Here is a 19,402-nt window from a genome sequence, read left to right as displayed (position 1 = left end):
ACACAGGCATCATGTGGAGGAGGCGCTGTGAGCAGCGACCCGTGGGGCCGCGTCGACGAGACGGGGACCGTGTACGTGCGTACGGCCGACGGCGAGCAGGTCGTCGGTTCCTGGCAGGCCGGCACCCCTGATGAGGCGCTGGCCTACTTCGAGCGCAAGTACGAAGGCCTGGTTGTCGAGATCGGCCTCCTCGAAAAGCGAGTGAAGACCACCGACCTGTCGGCGAAGGACGCCCAGACCGCCATCGATCACATCCGCGGGCAGGTGGACGCCCACCACGCGGTCGGTGATCTGGACGCGCTGAAGGTGCGGCTGGACAAGCTGGTGGAGACCGTCGACGCGCGCCGTGAGGAACGCAAGGTCCAACGGGCCAAGCAGTCCGACGAGGCGCGGCACTCCAAGGAGGCGCTGGTCGTCGAGGCCGAGGAGCTGGCGCAGAGCGACCAGTGGCGGTCGGCCGGTGAGCGGCTGCGCGCGCTGGTGGACACGTGGAAGGGGCTGCCTCGGCTCGACCGCAAGTCGGACGACGAGCTGTGGCACCGCTTCTCGCATGCCCGCTCGGCGTTCTCCAAGCGGCGCAAGGCGCACTTCGCGTCGCTGGACGCGCAGCGCGAGGAGGCCCGCAAGACCAAGGAGAAGCTGGTCGCGGAGGCCGAGTCGCTGTCCGGCTCGTCGGACTGGGGCCCGACGGCGGCCCGTTACCGCGAGCTGATGGCGGACTGGAAGGCCGCGGGCCGTGCCCAGCGCGAGCACGAGGACGACCTGTGGAACCGCTTCCGCGGCGCCCAGGACGTGTTCTTCGCGGCGCGCAGCTCGGTCTTCGCCGAGCGCGACGCGGAGCAGACGGAGAACCTGAAGCTCAAGGAGGAGCTGGCCGAGGAGGCCGAGAAGCTCGTCCCGGTGCAGGACCTGAAGGCGGCTCGCGCGGCCTTCCGTTCCATCAACGAGCGCTGGGAGGCCATCGGCCACGTGCCGCGCGACGCCCGCCCGAAGGTCGAGGGCCGGATGCACGCGGTGGAGCGGGCTCTCCAGGAGTCGGAGGAGACCGAGTGGCGCCGGACGAACCCTGAGGCACGCGCGCGTGCCGAGGGTCTGACCGGTCAGCTTCAGGCTGCCGTGGACAAGCTCCAGGGCCAGATCGAGGCGGCGCGCTCCGCGGGCAACACCGCGAAGGCCGACAAGCTCCAGAAGGAGCTGGACGGCCGTCAGGCGCTGCTGGACCAGGCTCTGAAGGGTCTTCACGAGTTCGGCGGCTGACACACGCCGCAGACACGCGAAGGGGCTCCCGTACGCACCGTACGGGAGCCCCTTCGCGTGTCTGCGCCCGGCCGTGTGGCTGCCCGTCCGCCCGGCCGGGCGGACGGGCGACGGCGGGCGTCAGGCCTCGGAGGGCCTGCGGGCCGATGTCACGCGGTACACGTCGTAGACGCCCTCGACGCCTCGTACGGCCTTCAGGACGTGCCCCAGGTGCTTGGGGTCGCCCATCTCGAAGGTGAACCGGGAGGTGGCGACCCGGTCGCGGGAGGTCTGGACGGCCGCGGACAGGATGTTGACGTGCTGGTCGGACAGGACGCGGGTGACGTCCGACAGCAGCCGGGACCGGTCCAGGGCCTCGACCTGTATGGCGACCAGGAAGACCGAGGACTGGGTGGGCGCCCACTCGACCTCGAGGATGCGTTCGGGCTCGCGCGAGAGCGAGTCGACGTTGACGCAGTCGCTGCGGTGGACCGAGACACCGCTGCCGCGGGTGACGAACCCGATGATCGGGTCGCCCGGCACCGGCGTGCAGCAGCGGGCGAGCTTGACCCACACGTCGTCGACGCCCTTGACGACCACCCCGGGGTCGTTGTTGCTGCGCCGCTTGCGGCCACGGCCCCGGGCGGACGGTACGGCCTCGTCCATCTCCTCGGTGGCCGCCTCCTCGCCGCCGAGCGCCTGGACGAGCTTCTGGACGACGCTCTGGGCGGTGACATGACCCTCGCCGATCGCCGCGTACAGCGACGAGATGTCGGGGTAGCGCATCTCGTGCGCGAGGGTGACCAGGGAGTCGCCGGTGAGGATCCGCTGGATCGGCAGGTTCTGCTTGCGCATCGCGCGGGCGATGGCGTCCTTGCCGTGCTCGATCGCCTCGTCACGGCGTTCCTTGGAGAACCACGCGCGGATCTTGTTGCGGGCCCGCGGCGACTTCACGAAGCCGAGCCAGTCGCGGGAGGGGCCCGCGCCGGCCGCCTTGGAGGTGAAGACCTCCACCAGGTCGCCGTTGTCCAGGGTCGATTCGAGGGGCACCAGGCGGCCGTTGACCCGTGCTCCTATCGTCCGGTGGCCGACCTCCGTGTGGACCGCGTACGCGAAGTCCACCGGTGTCGCGCCGGCCGGAAGCGCTATGACGTCGCCCTTGGGCGTGAACACGAAGACCTCGTTGCGCGACAGGTCGAAGCGCAGGGACTCCAGGAACTCGCTGGGGTCCTCGGTCTCCTTCTGCCAGTCGAGCAACTGACGCAGCCACGCCATGTCGTTGACGGTGTCCTGGCCCGCGCTGCCCTTGGCCGCCCGGGGCACGTCGGTGCGGATCTTGGAGGAACCGGCGACGGTCTCCTGCTTGTACTTCCAGTGCGCGGCGATGCCGTACTCGGCACGGCGGTGCATGTCGAACGTACGGATCTGGAGTTCGACGGGCTTGCCGTTGGGGCCGATCACCGTCGTGTGCAGCGACTGGTACATGTTGAACTTCGGCATCGCGATGTAGTCCTTGAACCGGCCGGGGACCGGGTTCCATCGCGCGTGCACGGTGCCGAGTGCCGCGTAGCAGTCGCGGACGGTGTCCACGAGGACGCGGATGCCCACCAGGTCGTAGATCTCCGCGAAGTCACGGCCGCGGACGATCATCTTCTGGTAGACGCTGTAGTAGTGCTTCGGGCGGCCGGTGACGGTCGCCTTGATGCGGGCCGCGCGCAGGTCGGACTGGACCTCGTCGGTCACTATGGCGAGGTACTCGTCGCGCTTGGGGGCGCGCTCGGCGACCAGGCGCACGATCTCGTCGTACATCTTGGGGTAGAGGATCGCGAAGGCGAGGTCCTCCAGCTCCCACTTGATGGTGTTCATGCCCAGGCGGTGGGCGAGCGGCGCGTAGATCTCCAGGGTCTCGCGCGCCTTCTTCTCCTGCTTCTCGCGCTTGAGATAGCGCATGGTGCGCATGTTGTGCAGGCGGTCGGCGAGCTTGATGACCAGGACGCGGGGGTCCTTGGCCATCGCCACGACCATCTTGCGCACGGTCTCGGCCTGGGCGGCCTCGCCGAACTTGACCTTGTCCAGCTTGGTGACGCCGTCGACGAGCAGCCCGACCTGGTCGCCGAAGTCGCGGCGCAGGGTGTCGAGGCCGTACTCGGTGTCCTCGACCGTGTCGTGCAGGAGGCCGGCCATGAGCGTCGCCGGGTCCATGCCCAGCTCGGCGAGGATGGTGGTGACGGCGAGCGGGTGCGTGATGTACGGGTCGCCGCTCTTGCGCTTCTGGCCGCGGTGCCAGCGCTCGGCGACCTGGTACGCCTTCTCGATCTGCCGGAGCGTCGACGTCTCGATCTTGGGGTCGTTGCTGCGGACTATGCGCAGCAACGGTTCCAGAACCGGGTTGTACGGGTTCGAGCGCTGGACGCCGAGGCGGGCGAGGCGGGCTCGGACGCGGTTCGAGGAGCCGCCGGAGCGGGTGGGCTGCGCTGCCGTGGGACGGACCGCCGGGGTGTTCGCGGGGCGCTCGGGCGGCACCGGCTTGGGACGTGCTCCCTCGGCCGCCGCTCCGTCGGGCGCGGACTGGGCGTGCTCGACCGGCCCGCTCGCTCCGTTTTGTGCGGGCTTCTCCGCGGCACCCGGGGCGGGCTCGGGCTGGGTGGAGGCGGTTCGCCCCAGGCGTTCCGCGCTGGGGGCGAGTGGCTGGGCCTCGTCTGGCAAGAGGGCTCCTCGTGCGCGATCCGGGTCCCCCGGTCAGGCTCCGGAAACCCCATGGTAGCGATCCTTCGCGCCGGACTCGCTGTCGGCCGCCGGCAGCGGCCTCGTGGGGGGAAACGCCGGAGGCGGGCGCCGGATTCCTCCGGGCCCGCCTCCAGGGTGTCCTACGGGTGCCTCAGGCCTTTCGGGGGCCTTTCCGGGAGCGGACTCCCGGGTGGCGCGCACGCGGTCCTCAGACCGTCAGGAGCGCCTCCAGGGGAGCCCCGGCCAGAGCCGGCTCCAGACGGCCGCGGCCGCCCAGGAAGCCGAGCTCCATCAGCACGGCGACACCCGCGACCTCGGCGCCCGCCCGGCGGATGAGCTGGAGCGACGCCTCGGCGGTGCCGCCGGTGGCGAGGACGTCGTCGACGACCAGCACGCGGTCGGCCGCGCTCAGGTCCTCGGCGTGCACCTCGATCTCGGCGGAGCCGTACTCCAGGTCGTACGCCTGCGACAGGGTCGCTCCGGGGAGCTTGCCCGCCTTGCGCACGGGGATGAAGCCGATACCCGCGTGGACGGCGACCGGGGCCCCGAGGATGAAGCCGCGGGCCTCCAGACCGACGATCTTGGTGGCGCCGTTGCGCACGGCGATGTCCGCCAGAGCGCCGGTCAGGGCGCCGAACGCGGCCGGGTCGGCCAGGAGCGGGGTGATGTCCTTGAACATCACTCCCGGCTCCGGGTAGTCGGCCACGTCACGGATACGGCTGGTCAGCAGCTCTTCGATGCCGGTCATCGGCGCTTCCCCGAGGGGCGGCCGCGGCCGCGGGCGCGGGACGCGGGCTGGTTGCGGGGGCCGACGACCGCCGGGGTGACGTCGTCCTCGTCGTCCCCGTACGCCGCCTCGGCGGCCTGCGGCTCCAGGGACTCGCCCTTGGCGGCCGCCTGGGCCCGCTTGGCGAGGACCCGCTTGCGCAGGGCCTTCATCTCCGGCTCGCGCTCCTTGAGGTCGGCGACGAGCGGCGTGGCGATGAAGATCGAGGAGTACGCGCCGGCCGCGAGACCGACGAACAGCGACAGCGAGATGTCGTTGAGCATGCCGGCTCCGAGCACACCGCCGCCGATGAACAGCAGGCCGGCGACCGGCAGGAGCGCGACCACCGTGGTGTTGATGGAACGCACCAGGGTGCTGTTGATCGAGCGGTCGGCGACGTCGCTGTAGGTCCAGCGGGTCTGCTTGGTGATGTCCTTCGTCTGCTCCTTGAGGCTGTCGAAGACGACGACCGTGTCGTAGAGCGAGTAACCGAGGATCGTGAGCAGACCGATCACGGTGCCCGGGGTGACCTCGAAGCCGACCAGGGCGTAGATGCCGACCGTGATGGTGATGTCGTGGATCAGGGCCACCAGGGCGGCGATGGCCATGCGCCACTCGAAGGCGATCGCCAGGTAGATCACGACCAGGACCATGAAGATCGCCAGGCCCTCCCAGGCCTTGTTGGCGATCTGGTCACCCCAGCTCGGACCGACCAGGTCGGCGTTGATGTCCTCGGAGTCGACCTTCAGGTCCGTGGCGAGCTTCTGCTTGATCGTGTCGGACTTGTCGGTGTCGATACCGGCGATCTGGATGCGCAGGCCGCCCTTGCCGAGCTGCTGGACGATCGCGTCGTGGCCGGAGGCCTCCTCCGCGAACGTCTCGGCCTGGCTCACCGAGACGCTGCTCTTCCCGGTGGTGGTGAAGACGGCGCCGCCCTGGAACTCGATGCCCATGTTCAGGCCGCGCACCGTCAGGCCGAGGATGGCCGTGATGGTGATCAGGATCGAGACGCCGTACCAGATCTTGCGCTTGCCGACGAAGTCGTAGCCGATCTCGCCGCGGTGGAGCCGGGCGCCGAGGGTGCCGAGTTTCGACATCTCACGCCTCCTTCGTGTCGACGGGGGCGGACGCGCGACGGGTGCGGCGCAGCGGCGGCTTGGCGCCCAGTCGCTTCGGGTCGAGGCCGGACCAGCTGTGACCCTCCGCGAAGAACTTCCTGCGGGCGAGGATCGTCATCAGCGGCTTGGTGAAGAAGAACACGACGACGACGTCGAGCACGGTGGTCAGACCGAGGGTGAACGCGAAGCCCTGGACCTTGCCGACGGTGACGATGAAGAGCACCGCGGCGGCCAGGAACGACACGAAGTCGGAGACCAGGATGGTGCGCCGGGCACGCGGCCAGGCACGCTCGACGGCCGGACGCAGGGTGCGGCCCTCGCGGATCTCGTCACGGATGCGTTCGAAGAACACGATGAACGAGTCCGCGGTGATACCGATCGCGACGATCGCACCGCAGACGGCCGGGAGGTTCAGCGCGAAGCCGATGGCCGGGCCGAGCAGCGCCATGAGCACGTAGGTGAGGATCGCCGAGACGCCCAGGGACGCGATGGCGATGACCGACAGGCCCCGGTAGTAGATCACCAGGTAGAGGACGACCAGGGCGAGGCCGATGGCGCCCGCGATCAGACCGGCGTGCAGCTGCTCGCCACCGAGTGCGGCGGTCACCGTGGTGACGCTGGACTCCTTGAAGCTGAGCGGCAGGGCGCCGTACTTCAGCATGTTGGCCAGGCTCTCGGCCTCGGTCTGGGTGAAGCTGCCGGAGATCTCCGCGCTGCCGCTCAGCGACTGGGCCACGGAGGGGTCGGAGACGACCTGGCCGTCGAGGACGATCGCGAACTGGTTCTGCGGCGGCTGGTTCTGGGCGAGCTTGCCGGTGATGGCGGCGAACTTCTTGGAGCCACCGGACGTGAAGTCCATGGTGACCTTCCAGCCCGCGGCGCTCTGCGTGTCGAAGACCGCGCCGGCCTTCTTGATGTCCGTGCCGGCCACCTCGGCCGGGCCGAGGATGTACTTCTGCCACTCACCCGCGGAGTTCTTGTCCTGACCGCAGGCCACGATCGGGTCGGTCGGCTTGGTGCCGGCACCGGCCTTGGCACGGACCGACTTGTCGGTGCAGTCGATCGCGGCGTACTCGGCCTGGAGCTTGGCGGTCGCCGGGTCCACGCTGGCGCTCGCGGACGGCGAGGAGCTGGCGGAGGCGGAGGCCGAGGCGCTCGGGGTGCTGCTCGCGGACGGCGAGGAACCCGCCTTCAGGGCGTCGGTGACCACGCGGCCCTGGGTGGTGGCGGAGGCCGACGGCGTCGCGGAGGACGAGGAGGACGGGGTCGCCTTGTCCTCGGCCTTGCCGGAGGGGCTGCTGGAGGCGCTCGGCGACGGGCTGGACGACGCCGCCGCACCGGAGACGTCGGTGGTCAGCACGGGGCGGAAGTAGAGCTTGGCGGTGGTGCCGACCTGCGCCCGGGCTTCCTCGGAGTTCGTGCCCTTGGGGATGTTGACAATGATGTTGTCGGATCCCTGGGTCTGAACCTCGGCCTCGGAGACACCGAGACCGTTGACACGGCGGTTCATGATGTCGACCGCGGTGTCCATGTTGGTCTTGTTGATCGCGTTGGGCTGGCCCGGCTCGTTCTTCGCCGTGAGCGTGATGCTCGTGCCGCCGGCGAGATCGATGCCGAGACGCGGAGTGGTGTGCCCGGAGGCGAACATCCCTCCGGTGAGCGCCGCGATGGCGATCAGGATCAGGGCCAGCGAGCGCCCCGGCCTGCTCTGGGCGCTCGCGCTCCGGCCCTTCTTCGGTGCTGCCACCTTCTCGTACTCCCTCTCGGGCCGCCCTGCGCCGGGTGAGCGCGGAACGGCCATGCCATGGTGTCGGGACTCCGTGCGAGAACAGCACGTCCCGGGAGGTGCGCGGCGCGAGCGGATCGGGCCGGGCTCCCGGGTCGTGACTACTTCGCGTCGGCCCCGCCGTCGGTCTTCTTCGGCTCCGCGTCATCGGCGACGGCCTCGTCGGCCTTCGCCGCGACGACCTCGTCGGCGGGCTTGTCGGCCGCGTCCTTCTTGCCGAGGTCGAGAGGCTTGTCGTCGGAGGCGTCGGAAGAGGCGTCGGCGGCGGGCTCGTCGGTCTCGGTGAGGGAGGAGGCGTCGTCCGGCACGACGGTTCCGTCGGCCTTCAGGTCGTGCTCGATGCCGTGAACGATGCGGTTGTACTCGTCGTCCGTGAGGACGGCGCCGATCGCGTTCTTCGCGAAGAGCAGGTCGACGCCCGGGGCGGCGTCGAGGAGGACCGTGTCCTCGTTGACCTCCTTGACGGTGGCGTACATACCGCCGATCGTGCGCACGCCGGAGCCGGGCTGCAGCTCGTTGCGCATGGAAGCCGCCTGCTGCTGCTTCTTCTTGGCCGACCGGGTCATCAGGAACATGGCCCCGATGAGCACGATGAACGGGAGGAGGGTCAGAGGACTCACGGGTCGGGACTTCCTTCTTCAACCGCAAAGGTGAGCGGCCTGCTGGATGGGGGTATGTATGCCGCCGACATGGGCGGCATCGGCGGAGTCTAAGCGAGTCCGCACTCAGGGAACAACGCTCAGCATGGCACCGGGGTTCCTGCCCCGGTACGTACGCACGCCGTCACGCCCCGAACAGGTCTTCTTGTCCGTTTCCGCCTGCCGAACGGCGGGGCGGCGTGAGGCCGAGATGCGCCCATGCCGCGGGTGTCGCCACCCGGCCACGGGGAGTGCGCGCGAGGAGTCCCTCCCTTACGAGGAAGGGCTCGGCGACCTCCTCCACGGTCTCACGCTCCTCCCCCACAGCGACAGCAAGTGTGGACAATCCGACAGGGCCGCCGCCGAAAAGCTTGATCAGGGCTTCGAGAACTCCGCGGTCGAGCCGGTCCAGACCCCGCGCGTCGACCTCGTAGACCTTCAGGGCCGCGTTGGCGATCTCCCTGGTGATGATCCCGTCCGCTCTGACCTGCGCGTAGTCGCGTACGCGGCGCAGCAGGCGGTTGGCGATGCGGGGCGTGCCACGGGAGCGGCCGGCGATCTCCGCGGCCCCCTCGGCGCCGATCTCGACGTCCAGAAGGCCGGCGGAGCGGTGGACGACCCGCTCCAGTTCGGCCGGTTCGTAGAACTCCATGTGCGCGGTGAAGCCAAAGCGGTCGCGCAGCGGCGGGGGCAGCAGTCCCGCGCGGGTGGTGGCGCCGACCAGCGTGAACGGGGGCAGCTCCAGCGGGATGGCGGTGGCGCCGGGGCCCTTGCCGACGATGACGTCGACGCGGAAGTCCTCCATCGCCATGTAGAGCATCTCCTCGGCGGGCCGGGACATGCGGTGGATCTCGTCGAGGAAGAGGACCTCGCCCTCCTGGAGGGAGGAGAGGATCGCGGCGAGGTCGCCGGCGTGCTGGATGGCGGGGCCGCTGGTGATGCGGATGGGGGCGCCCATCTCGGCCGCGATGATCATGGAGAGGGTGGTCTTGCCGAGGCCGGGAGCGCCGGAGAGCAGCACGTGGTCGGCGGTGGCCCCGCGCGCGCGTGCGGCACGCAGGACCAGGTCGAGCTGCTCGCGGACCTTCTCCTGGCCGATGAACTCGTCCAGGTCCTTGGGGCGCAGCGCGGCCTCGACGGCCTGGTCCTCTCCGTCGGCGACCGATCGCACCAGCCGCTCCGCGGTGGCGCCGACGAGCCGCTCGTCGGCGGCTTCGTCTGTCGTGTCGTCCCAGTTCATCGGTGGTGCCTCGCGGTCTCGTGGTGGTGGGGCGGTCGGCGGTGCGGCGGGCGCGGGCCGCACCGGGGCGCGCGCCCGTCCCGGGCCCGGGGGCCCGGGCCGTTCAGCGTGTCCGGTTCAGGGTCTGCAGGGCGGCCCGGAGGAGCCGGCCGACCTGCGGGGTGCCCTCGGCGGCCTCGGCCTGCGGGGCGACGGCGGCGACCGCCTCGTCGGCCTCGCGGGTCGCGTACCCGAGGCCGATGAGCGCGGCGTGCAGCTGGTCGCGCCAGCCGGCGGTGACCGCCGTGCCGATGGCGGGGCCGCCGGCGCCGAGGGGCTCGCCGAGCCGGTCCTTGAGGTCCAGCAGCAGCTTCTGGGCGCCCTTCTTGCCGATGCCGGGAACGGCGATGAGGGCCTTCTCGTCGCCGGTGGACACGGCACGGCGCAGGGCGTCGGGGCTGTGCACGGCGAGCATCGCCTGGGCCAGGCGCGGGCCGACGCCGCTCGCGGTCTGGAGCAGCTCGAAGACCTGGCGTTCGTCGTCGTCGGCGAAGCCGTAGAGGGTGAGCGAGTCCTCGCGGACGACGAGGGAGGTGGCGAGTTTGGCCTGCTGTCCCGTGCGGAGCCCGGAGAGCGTGCTGGGCGAGCACTGGACGGCGATGCCGATGCCGCCGACCTCGACGACCGCGGAGTCGGGGGCGAGGGCGGCGACCGGGCCGCTGACGAAGGCGATCATGCGGTACGGCCTTTCGATGCTGGGTTCTGGGCGTGCGCGGCCGCGGCCTGCTGGAGTCTGTTCTGCGCGACGGCCCGGTCGGGACCGATCCGCGCGGCGGCCTGCTGGAGTCTGTTCTGGGCGGGGGCGCGCCAGATGTGGCAGATGGCGAGCGCGAGGGCGTCCGCCGCGTCGGCGGGCCTGGGCGGCGCGGAGAGCCGGAGCAGCCGGGTGACCATCGCGCCGACCTGGGCCTTGTCCGCGCGGCCGCTGCCGGTGACGGCGGCCTTGACCTCGCTCGGGGTGTGCAGGGCGACGGGGATGCCGCGCCGGGCCGCGCAGAGCATGGCGACGGCGCTGGCCTGGGCGGTGCCCATCACGGTCCGGACGTTGTGCTGGCTGAACACGCGCTCCACGGCGACGTACTCGGGTTCGTACTCGTCGAGCCACCGCTCGATCCCCTGCTCGACGGCGACCAGGCGAAGGCCCAGCTCGGCGTCGGCGGGGGTGCGTACGACTCCGACGCCGAGCATGGTCAGGGGCCGCCCGGCGACTCCTTCGACCACCCCGACACCGCACCGGGTCAGCCCGGGGTCGACACCCAGCACCCGCACCTGGCCCTCCTTCGATCGCGCACGTCGTCACCGGGGGTCTCCCCAGTTCGTGCAGGCTATCGGGTGCCACTGACAGAGCGACGGGCCGACGGGGGGTGTCCCGTCGGCCCGTCGCTTCGAGCAAGCCCTCGGTCAGGCGTCGACCTTCTCCATGACCTCGTCGCTGACGTCGAAGTTGGCGAAGACGTTCTGCACGTCGTCGCTGTCCTCCAGGGCGTCGATCAGCTTGAAGACCTTCCGGGCGCCCTCCTCGTCGAGCTCGACCTGCATGGTCGGGACGAAGTTGGCGTCGGCGGAGTCGTAGTCGATGCCGGCTTCCTGGAGCGCGGTGCGCACCGCGACCAGGTCGGTGGCCTCGGAGAGGACCTCGAAGCTCTCGCCGAGGTCGTTGACCTCCTCGGCGCCCGCGTCGAGCACGGCACCGAGGACGTCGTCCTCGGTCAGCTCGCCCTTGGGGACGACGATGACGCCCTTGCGGTTGAAGAGGTACGACACGGAGCCCGGGTCGGCCATGCTCCCGCCGTTGCGGGTCATGGCGACGCGCACGTCGGAGGCGGCGCGGTTGCGGTTGTCGGTGAGGCACTCGATGAGCACCGCGACACCGTTCGGGCCGTAACCCTCGTACATGATCGTCTCGTAGTCGGCGCCACCGGCTTCGAGACCGGCGCCGCGCTTGACCGCGGAGTCGATGTTCTTGTTCGGGACCGAGCTCTTCTTCGCCTTCTGGATGGCGTCGAACAGCGTCGGGTTGCCGGACACATCGGCGCCGCCGGTCCGGGCCGCGACCTCGATGTTCTTGATCATCTTCGCGAAGAGCTTGCCGCGCTTGGCGTCGATCACGGCCTTCTTGTGCTTCGTCGTAGCCCATTTAGAGTGGCCGGACATCTGCCTGTCTCCTTCGCGTAACCCAACCTGTACGGACTCCCCCAGGCTTCGGGAGCCTGGGAAGACCCCACAGATCCTACAAGGACGCCGGTGTCCGGTTCGCGCGCACCATGTCGACGAACAGACCGTGCACGCGGTGATCGCCCGTCAGTTCCGGGTGGAACGACGTGGCGAGCGCGTTTCCCTGGCGTACCGCGACGATGTGGCCGCCGTGCTCGGCGAGCACCTCGGCCTCGGCACCGACCGACTCGACCCAGGGTGCGCGGATGAAGACGCCCTCTACAGGATCGCCCTCGACGCCCTTGACGTCGACCGCCGCCTCGAAGGACTCGTTCTGCCGTCCGAAGGCGTTGCGGCGCACGATCATGTCGATGCCGCCGATGGTCTCCTGGCCCGAGCGCGGGTCGAGGATCTTGTCGGCGAGCATGATCATGCCGGCGCAGGTGCCGTAGACGGGCAGGCCGTCGCGGACCCGCGCGCGCAGCGGCTCCATCACTCCGAAGAGGACCGCCAGCTTGGAGATGGTGGTGGACTCGCCGCCGGGTATGACCAGACCGTCGACCTCGGCGAGCTCCTCGGGCCGCCGCACCGGCCTGGCCACGGCGTCCGCCGCGGCCAGGGCGATGAGGTGTTCCCGTACGTCGCCCTGGAGAGCCAGGACACCGATGACAGGAGTGCTCATGTGACTACCAGCCGCGGTTGGCGTAGCGCTCGGTCTCGGGGAGGGTGTCGCAGTTGATGCCGACCATGGCCTCGCCGAGGTTGCGGGACGCGTCCGCGATGATCTTCGGGTCGTCGTAGAAGGTGGTGGCCTTCACGATGGCGGCGGCACGCTTGGCCGGGTCGCCGGACTTGAAGATGCCGGAGCCGACGAAGACGCCCTCGGCGCCGAGCTGGCGCATGAGCGCGGCGTCGGCGGGGGTGGCGACACCACCGGCGGAGAACAGCACGACCGGCAGCTTGCCGAGCTCGGCGACCTCCTTGACGAGCTCGTAGGGGGCGCGCAGGTCCTTGGCGGCGGCGTACAGCTCGTTGTTGTCGAAGCCGCGCAGGCGGGCGATCTCGTTCTTGATCTGGCGCAGGTGGCGGACGGCCTCGACGACGTTGCCGGTGCCGGCCTCGCCCTTGGAGCGGATCATGGCCGCGCCCTCGGCGATACGGCGCAGGGCCTCGCCCAGGTTGGTGGCACCGCAGACGAAGGGGGTGGTGAACGCGAACTTGTCCGAGTGGTTCACCTCGTCGGCCGGGGTGAGGACCTCGGACTCGTCGATGTAGTCGACGCCGAGGGACTGAAGGACCTGGGCCTCGACGAAGTGGCCGATGCGGGACTTGGCCATCACCGGGATGGAGACCGCCTCGATGATCTCCTCGATCATGTTCGGGTCCGACATCCGGGCGACGCCGCCGTCCTTGCGGATGTCGGCGGGGACCCGCTCCAGGGCCATGACGGCCACGGCACCGGCGTCCTCGGCGATCTTCGCCTGCTCGGCGTTGACCACGTCCATGATCACACCGCCCTTGAGCTGCTCGGCCATGCCGCGCTTGACGCGGGCGGTACCGATCGCAGTGTTCTCGGCGGAGTTGGGGAGGGTGCTGGACACGGGTTGACCTCACTCGGGGAAAGGGGATTTCTGCAGCTCCGAGGAAACGCGAGGCGACCAGTCCACTGCAAGGGCCAATGGGGAGCCGGTGGATCGTTTTCGTCCCGGCCCACCGGTGTACATCAGTTCGTCGGCCGGTCCGCCAGAGCCGTCGGGGGCTCGTCGTCCATCTCGAAGGCCATGGGGAACGGGGCGTGGCCCGCGAGGCGGAACCAGCGGACCTTGCGGTGCCGGCGCAGGGCGCGGGCGGCACGTACGGCGTCGTTGTGGAAGCGCCGCGCCATCGGCACCCGGCGCACGGCCTGGGCCAGCTCGCCGGCCGCCTCCTCGCCGCCGGGCACCTCGCGTACCGCCTCGACCTGCTGGGGCTCCCCGAACACCGCGCGCAGGGCCTGGCTCAGCTCGCTCTCGGCCACCTCGCGCTGCTCCTCCTCGGCCTGCCGGGCCGCGTGCGCCGCTTCGTAGAGCACGATCGAGGCGGCCGGGTCGAGCACCCCGGAGGTGGCCAGTTCCTGCGCCACGGAGGCCCGGCGCAGCAACTGCGCGTCGAGGGCGGCGCGGGCGGCGTCGATACGGGCGTGCAGCCGGTCGAGACGCCCGGCGGTCCAGCTCAGGTAGAGGCCGATCGCGACGAGGCCGACGAGGGTCCAGATGAGGGTTGCGGTCACGGGCGGCAAGGCTACCCGTGCGCCTCACCGGTCCCCGTGCGCGAGGTGGACCGCCCGTCGGAGACCCGGCCGCTCCCGGGCCCGCCGCCCGGCCCGGCCCGCTCCGGACCGTCACGTTCCGGCCGTTCTCGGCGCGGCGGCGCCATCGGCGTCCCGCCCGGAGCCCGGGGACGTCAGTCCCGGGCCAGCCCGAAGCGGGCGCGCAGGCCCGTGCGTTCGTCCGTGGCCACCGCGGCGGCTCCGTCCGTCACCGTCTCGTACACGGACAGGATGTCCGCGCCGACCGTCGACCAGTCGAAGCGCCGTACGTGCTCGCTCCCCCGCTCGCGCAGCGCGGCCCGGCGCTCCGGGTCGGCGAGCAGCCGCAGCGCGGCGGCGGCCAGGTCGTCGGCGTCCTCGTTGGCGAACAGCTCACCCGCCGCGCCCTGGTCGAGGACCTGGGCGAACGCGTCGAGATCCGCGGCGAGCACGGGTGCTCCGGCGGACATCGCCTCGACCAGGATGATCCCGAAGCTCTCGCCGCCCGTGTTGGGCGCGACGTAGAGGTCGATGCTGCGCAGGAAACGGGCCTTGTCCTCGTCGCTGACCATGCCGAGGAACTCGACGCGCGAACGCATCTCGGCGGGCAGCGACTCCACGGCCTCCTTCTCGTCGCCGCGCCCGGCGACCAGCAGCCGCGTCTGCGGGCGCTCGGCCAGGATCGTCGGCAGGGCCTTCATGAGCACCGGCAGGCCCTTGCGGGGCTCGTCGATGCGGCCGATGAACCCGATGGTGTCGCCCTGCCACTCGGGCTTGGGCTTGGCCCGGGCGAAGAAGTCGACGTCGACGCCGTTCGGGATGACGACGGCGTCACCGCCGAGGTGCTCGACCAGGGTGCGCCGGGCGTACTCGCTCACGGCGATCCGCGCGCTGATCTTCTCCAGGGCGGCCTGGAGGATGGAGTACGCGGCGACCATCGCCCGGGAGCGCGGGTTCGAGGTGTGGAAGGTCGCGACGATCGGGCCCTGCGCCGCCCAGCACGTGAGCAGGCCGAGCGACGGCGAGGACGGCTCGTGGATGTGCACCACGTCGAAGGTGCCCTCGTGCAGCCAGCGCCGCACCCGGGCCGCCGACAGGAAGCCGAAGTTCAGCCGCGCCACCGAGCCGTTGTACGGAACCGGGACCGCGCGGCCCGCCGAGACGACGTACGGCGGCAGGGGCGTGTCGTCGTCCGCGGGGGCGAGGACGGATACGTGGTGCCCCAGGCCGATGAGGTGTTCGGCCAGGTCGCGGATGTGGAACTGGACGCCGCCGGGGACGTCCCAGGAGTACGGGCAGACGATGCCGATCCTCACGAGGCCCTCTTCTCGGGATCCGCGGTGCCGGCCCCCTCTCGGGGGGCCTTCCCGGCGTCGAGGTCCTTGAGCCACAACCGCTGCAGCATGTGCCAGTCCTCCGGGTGCTCGGCGATGCCGTGGGCGAAGGCGTCGGCCAGCGCCTGTGTCATGACAGACGTCTTCTCGGCACGGCTGCCTGACTCGGGGACCTCGACCGGCGGATGCACCTGGCCGCGCATCACGGGCGAGTCGTCGTACCAGAGCGTCACGGGCAGCAGGAGGGCGCCGGTCTGCTGGGCGAGCAGGGCGGGCCCCGCGGGCATCCGGGTCTTCTCGCCGAAGAACTCCACCTCGACGCCCGAAGCGGACAGGTCCCGTTCGGCGACCAGGCAGATCAGTCCGCCGTCGCGCAGGCGCCGGGCCAGCGTGCCGAACGCGGCACCCCCGCTGTGCGGCAGGACCTCCATGCCGAGGCCCTCCCGGTAGGCGACGAAACGGTCGTACAGCGATTCGGGCCTGAGGCGCTCGGCGACGGTCGTGAACGGCGTCTTCAGCCCGGTGGTGACCCAGGCGCCCGCGAGATCCCAGTTCGCCATGTGCGGAAGCGCCAGGATGACGCCCCGGTCGGAGGCGATGCCGTCGGTGAGACGGTGCGCGTCCTTGATCTCGCAGCCGTTCGCCACCCGCTCCTCGCTCCACGAGGGAAGCCGGAACGACTCCATCCAGTAGCGCAGGTACGAACGCATGCCGGCCCTGGAGAGCTCCGCGAGCCGCTGCGGTGTCGCGTCCGGCACCACGCGCGCGTAGTTGCTCTCCAGGCGCTGGACGCCCTTGCCGCGCCGCTTCCAGGCGATGTCGGCGATCGTGCGGCCGAGGCCCACGGCGACCGGCTCGGGAAGCTTCTTGACGACGCTCCAGCCCGCGGCGTAGGCGCCGTCCACCAGCCTGTCCCGCAGGCTGGTCACGAGGTGGCCTCACTGCTCTGCCCGGTGACCCCGGCGTCCGCCTCGGCGGCCTCCCGGCGGACGGTGACGACGCGCTGGATCAGCGTGACGAGGCTGCCGACGGCGACGATCCACAGCGCGATGGGCAGCAGCACCTGGACGCCGGGCACACCGAACGTGTGCAGTCCCGCCAGGCCGGCCGCGACCAGCGAGATCACCAGCCGCTCCGCGCGCTCGACGAGACCGTTGACCGCGACCGGCAGGCCGATCGACTCGCCGCGGGCCTTGGTGTACGACACCACCTGGCCGCTGGCGAGACAGAAGATCGAGACGGCGCACAGGACGTTGTCGTCGCCGTTGCCCGCGTACCAGAGCGCGAAGCCGCCGAAGATCGCGCCGTCGGCGACCCGGTCGAGGGTGGAGTCCAGGAAGGCGCCCCAGCGGCTGGAGCGGCCGAGCTGGCGCGCCATGTTCCCGTCGACCAGGTCCGAGAACACGAAGAGTGTGATGACGATCGTTCCCCAGAAGAACTCTCCCCGGGGGAAGAAGACCAGCGCCCCCGCCATGACTCCGGCCGTGCCCAGGAGGGTGACCGTGTCGGGGCTCACCCCCCGGCGGACGAGAAACGCGGCGAACGGTGTGAGGACACGCGTGAAGAATGCACGCGCGTACTTGTTCAGCATGGCCTTCCCGAGGGTCGGTGTCGCCGGGGGCCCCTGCTGGCCGTCGGCTGGCCCATCGTAGTCACGCGTGCGCTTGTGCGACGGTCGGGCACCCGCGCCCGGTGTCACGACCCGATGCCGCCGGTGTCACGGCGCGATCGCGTCCCTTGTATGGACGCACAGTGACGCGAGTGCAAAGCTCGAAGGACCGCGGGCGTCACCGGTGCCGCCACCGCACGCGGCTTCGGCATGTCCCGCGCCCACAGAGACCTCACCGTGCACGGGAGGCAAGACCATGGGCGACAAGGCGAACACACACACCGGAGCCGCCGGCAGGGCTACGGCGGCCGACCACCCCGCGTCCGTACGGAATGTGGTGCTGGTCGGCCACAGCGGATCGGGCAAGACGACATTGGTGGAGGCTCTCGCGCTGACGGCGGGAGCGGTGAACCGGGCGGGCCGCGTGGAGGACGGCGGCACCGTCTCGGACTACGACGAGATCGAGCACCGGCAGCAGCGTTCGGTGCAGCTCTCCCTGGTACCCGTCGACTGGGACGGGCTGAAGATCAACCTTCTCGACACCCCCGGATACGCCGACTTCGTCGGCGAACTGAGGGCCGGTCTGCGAGCGGCGGACGCGGCCCTCTTCGTCGTCTCGGCCTCGGACGGGGTCGACGGCTCGACCCGCATGCTGTGGGAGGAGTGCGCGGCCGTCGGCATGCCCCGGGCCATCGTGGTCACCCATCTCGAATCGGCCAGGTCCGACTTCGAGGAGATGACCGCGATCTGCGCGCAGACGTTCGGCGGCGACGATCCCGACGCCGTCCTGCCGCTGTACCTTCCGCTGCACGGCGCCGCGGGGCCGGACGGGCACGCGCCCGTGACCGGCCTGATCGGGCTGCTCACCCGGCAGTTGTTCGACTACTCCTCCGGGGAGCGCAAGGAGGCGGATCCGGGACCCGAGCAGCAGCCGTTCATCGACACGGCCCGCAACCGGCTGATCGAGGGGATCATCGCCGAGAGCGAGGACGAGAAGCTCATGGACCGCTATCTCGGCGGCGAGGAGATCGACCTCAAGACGCTCGTACAGGACCTGGAACAGGCCGTGGCCCGTGGGAGTTTCTTCCCCGTGCTGGCCGCCGCGCCCGCCGCCGAGGGAGCCCGGCAGGGGCTCGGCACGGTCGAGCTCCTCGAACTGATCACGGGCGGCTTCCCGACCCCGCTGGAGCGCCCGGCGCCCGCCGTGACCACACCGGACGGCGCACCCCGTGAGGTGAAGGCCTGCGACCCGGACGGTCCGCTGGTCGCGGAGGTCGTGAAGACGGCGTCCGACCCGTACGTCGGCCGGGTCTCCCTGGTCCGGGTCTTCTCCGGGACCCTTCGCCCCGACGCGACGGTGCATGTCTCCGGGCACGGGCTGACCGACCGCGGACACGAGGACCACGACGTCGACGAACGGATCGGCGCCCTGTCCGCGCCGTTCGGCAAACAGCAGCGCGCCCTCACCCACTGCATCGCGGGCGACCTCGCCAGTGTGGCGAAGCTGAGCCGCGCCGAGACCGGGGACACCCTTTCGGCCAAGGACGACCCGCTGCTGATGGAGCCGTGGCGGATGCCCGACCCGCTGCTCCCTCTCGCCATCGAGGCGCACAGCAAGGCGGACGAGGACAAGCTCTCCCAGGGGCTCGGCCGGCTGGTGGCCGAGGACCCCACGATGCGTCTGGAACAGAACCAGAACACCCATCAGGTCGTCCTGTGGTGCCTGGGCGAGGCGCACGCGGACGTCGCCCTGGAACGGCTGCGCAACCGCTACGGCGTGCAGGTCGACGTGGTGCCGCACAAGGTGTCCCTGCGCGAGACATTCGCCGGCCCGTCCACCGGGCGCGGACGCCATGTCAAACAGTCCGGCGGGCACGGCCAGTTCGCGATCTGCGAGATCGAGGTCGAACCGCTGCCGAACGGCTCGGGCATCGAGTTCGTGGACAAGGTCGTCGGCGGCGCCGTGCCCCGGCAGTTCATCCCCTCCGTCGAGAAGGGGGTGCGCGCCCAGGCGGCCAAGGGCGTGGTCGCCGGCTATCCGCTCATCGACGTACGGGTCACGCTGAAGGACGGCAAGGCGCACTCGGTGGACTCCTCCGACGCCGCGTTCCAGACGGCGGGCGCGCTCGCGCTGCGCGAGGCGGCCCGTGACGCCGTGATCCATCTCCTGGAGCCGGTGGCGGAGGTGACCGTCCTGGTCGGCGACGACTACGTGGGGCCGGTGATGAGCGACCTGTCGGGACGGCGCGGCCGGGTGGTCGGCACCGAGCAGGCGGCCGGCGGGCGCACGCTCGTCCGTGCCGAGGTGCCCGAGATCGAGATCGGGCGGTACGCCGTCGATCTGCGGTCCGTCTCGCACGGCACCGCGCGCTTCGACCGGAGCTACGCACGGCACGAACCCATGCCGCAGCACATCGCCGAGCGGCTCCGCGAACAGGAGGCGAGCGCCTGAGGCCAGGGGGACTTCG

General features: G+C 70.9%; 17 protein-coding genes. 2 read left to right on the top strand and 15 right to left on the bottom strand.

Annotation, left to right across the window (positions count from 1 at the left end; genetic code table 11):
• Positions 1-27 precede the first annotated feature (27 nt).
• Positions 28-1,257 (top strand): DUF349 domain-containing protein, encoded by a 1,230-nt coding sequence (locus ACFYW9_RS18745; RefSeq protein ID WP_389151220.1) that lies wholly within the window; start codon positions 28-30, stop codon positions 1,255-1,257.
• A 120-nt stretch (positions 1,258-1,377) separates the two neighbouring features.
• On the opposite strand, the gene ACFYW9_RS18740 is transcribed toward ACFYW9_RS18745, so the two are convergent.
• The 15 genes from ACFYW9_RS18740 to pgsA all read right to left on the bottom strand — a co-directional run bounded on the left by ACFYW9_RS18740 (position 1,378) and on the right by pgsA (position 16,916).
• Positions 1,378-3,942 carry a RelA/SpoT family protein gene (locus ACFYW9_RS18740; protein ID WP_351862499.1) on the bottom strand — a complete coding sequence of 855 codons (2,565 nt, stop codon included), beginning with the start codon at positions 3,940-3,942 and terminating at the stop codon, positions 1,378-1,380.
• A 229-nt stretch (positions 3,943-4,171) separates the two neighbouring features.
• Positions 4,172-4,711: an adenine phosphoribosyltransferase gene (locus ACFYW9_RS18735; RefSeq protein WP_151468457.1), complete on the bottom strand. Its 540-nt coding sequence runs from the start codon at positions 4,709-4,711 to the stop codon at positions 4,172-4,174.
• A complete protein-coding gene (gene secF / locus ACFYW9_RS18730) occupies positions 4,708-5,826 on the bottom strand; it encodes a protein translocase subunit SecF (protein WP_351862498.1) in 1,119 nt (372 codons plus the stop codon). The genes ACFYW9_RS18735 and secF overlap by 4 nt, the downstream gene beginning before the upstream one ends.
• Position 5,827: 1 nt before the next feature.
• Entirely contained in the window at positions 5,828-7,594 is a 1,767-nt protein-coding gene (secD, locus tag ACFYW9_RS18725; RefSeq protein ID WP_389151215.1) for a protein translocase subunit SecD, read from the bottom strand.
• A 140-nt stretch (positions 7,595-7,734) separates the two neighbouring features.
• Positions 7,735-8,253, bottom strand: a complete 519-nt coding sequence (yajC, locus tag ACFYW9_RS18720) for a preprotein translocase subunit YajC (protein ID WP_387302939.1) — start codon at positions 8,251-8,253, stop codon at positions 7,735-7,737.
• A 163-nt stretch (positions 8,254-8,416) separates the two neighbouring features.
• Positions 8,417-9,511 (bottom strand): Holliday junction branch migration DNA helicase RuvB, encoded by a 1,095-nt coding sequence (gene ruvB, locus ACFYW9_RS18715; protein ID WP_328667091.1) that lies wholly within the window; start codon positions 9,509-9,511, stop codon positions 8,417-8,419.
• A 103-nt stretch (positions 9,512-9,614) separates the two neighbouring features.
• A complete protein-coding gene (ruvA, locus tag ACFYW9_RS18710) occupies positions 9,615-10,226 on the bottom strand; it encodes a Holliday junction branch migration protein RuvA (RefSeq protein ID WP_351862495.1) in 612 nt (203 codons plus the stop codon).
• A complete protein-coding gene (gene ruvC / locus ACFYW9_RS18705; RefSeq protein ID WP_389151209.1) occupies positions 10,223-10,819 on the bottom strand; it encodes a crossover junction endodeoxyribonuclease RuvC in 597 nt (198 codons plus the stop codon). Before ruvC ends, ruvA begins: the two co-directional genes overlap by 4 nt.
• 132 nt (positions 10,820-10,951) lie before the next feature.
• Entirely contained in the window at positions 10,952-11,704 is a 753-nt protein-coding gene (locus ACFYW9_RS18700) for a YebC/PmpR family DNA-binding transcriptional regulator (protein ID WP_351862493.1), read from the bottom strand.
• A 76-nt stretch (positions 11,705-11,780) separates the two neighbouring features.
• Entirely contained in the window at positions 11,781-12,386 is a 606-nt protein-coding gene (gene pdxT, locus ACFYW9_RS18695; protein ID WP_389151205.1) for a pyridoxal 5'-phosphate synthase glutaminase subunit PdxT, read from the bottom strand.
• A 4-nt stretch (positions 12,387-12,390) separates the two neighbouring features.
• Complete coding sequence (gene pdxS, locus ACFYW9_RS18690; protein WP_037621192.1) at positions 12,391-13,305, bottom strand: pyridoxal 5'-phosphate synthase lyase subunit PdxS; 915 nt, start codon at positions 13,303-13,305, stop codon at positions 12,391-12,393.
• Positions 13,306-13,427: 122 nt separating this feature from the next.
• Positions 13,428-13,973 carry a hypothetical protein gene (locus ACFYW9_RS18685; protein WP_326788894.1) on the bottom strand — a complete coding sequence of 182 codons (546 nt, stop codon included), beginning with the start codon at positions 13,971-13,973 and terminating at the stop codon, positions 13,428-13,430.
• A gap of 173 nt (positions 13,974-14,146) precedes the next feature.
• Positions 14,147-15,307 carry a glycosyltransferase family 4 protein gene (locus ACFYW9_RS18680; RefSeq protein ID WP_389151201.1) on the bottom strand — a complete coding sequence of 387 codons (1,161 nt, stop codon included), beginning with the start codon at positions 15,305-15,307 and terminating at the stop codon, positions 14,147-14,149.
• Complete coding sequence (locus tag ACFYW9_RS18675; protein ID WP_389151198.1) at positions 15,304-16,254, bottom strand: phosphatidylinositol mannoside acyltransferase; 951 nt, start codon at positions 16,252-16,254, stop codon at positions 15,304-15,306. Before ACFYW9_RS18675 ends, ACFYW9_RS18680 begins: the two co-directional genes overlap by 4 nt.
• On the bottom strand, positions 16,251-16,916 hold the full coding sequence (gene pgsA, locus ACFYW9_RS18670) for a phosphatidylinositol phosphate synthase (RefSeq protein WP_351862487.1): 666 nt from the start codon (positions 16,914-16,916) through the stop codon (positions 16,251-16,253). Before pgsA ends, ACFYW9_RS18675 begins: the two co-directional genes overlap by 4 nt.
• A 274-nt stretch (positions 16,917-17,190) precedes the next feature.
• Between pgsA and ACFYW9_RS18665 the strand changes: the two genes are divergently transcribed.
• A complete protein-coding gene (locus tag ACFYW9_RS18665; protein WP_389151194.1) occupies positions 17,191-19,386 on the top strand; it encodes an elongation factor G-like protein EF-G2 in 2,196 nt (731 codons plus the stop codon).
• Positions 19,387-19,402 lie beyond the last annotated feature (16 nt).

It is taken from the genome of Streptomyces sp. NPDC002698, from assembly GCF_042888945.1.
Classification (GTDB): Bacteria; Actinomycetota; Actinomycetes; order Streptomycetales; family Streptomycetaceae; genus Streptomyces.
Note: the sequence above shows the minus strand (reverse complement) of the source record. Positions and strands in the feature narration are given on the sequence as shown.

What these genes read in the sequence shown, in the direction of transcription:
- ACFYW9_RS18735 (WP_151468457.1), bottom strand. Translation starts at nt 4,711, where the DNA reads ATGACCGGCATCGAAGAGCTGCTGACCAGCCGTATCCGTGACGTGGCC.
- pgsA (WP_351862487.1), bottom strand. Translation starts at nt 16,916, where the DNA reads ATGCTGAACAAGTACGCGCGTGCATTCTTCACGCGTGTCCTCACACCG.
- ACFYW9_RS18665 (WP_389151194.1), top strand. Translation starts at nt 17,191, where the DNA reads ATGGGCGACAAGGCGAACACACACACCGGAGCCGCCGGCAGGGCTACG.
- ACFYW9_RS18700 (WP_351862493.1), bottom strand. Translation starts at nt 11,704, where the DNA reads ATGTCCGGCCACTCTAAATGGGCTACGACGAAGCACAAGAAGGCCGTG.
- secF (WP_351862498.1), bottom strand. Translation starts at nt 5,826, where the DNA reads ATGTCGAAACTCGGCACCCTCGGCGCCCGGCTCCACCGCGGCGAGATC.
- pdxT (WP_389151205.1), bottom strand. Translation starts at nt 12,386, where the DNA reads ATGAGCACTCCTGTCATCGGTGTCCTGGCTCTCCAGGGCGACGTACGG.
- ruvB (WP_328667091.1), bottom strand. Translation starts at nt 9,511, where the DNA reads ATGAACTGGGACGACACGACAGACGAAGCCGCCGACGAGCGGCTCGTC.
- ruvA (WP_351862495.1), bottom strand. Translation starts at nt 10,226, where the DNA reads ATGATCGCCTTCGTCAGCGGCCCGGTCGCCGCCCTCGCCCCCGACTCC.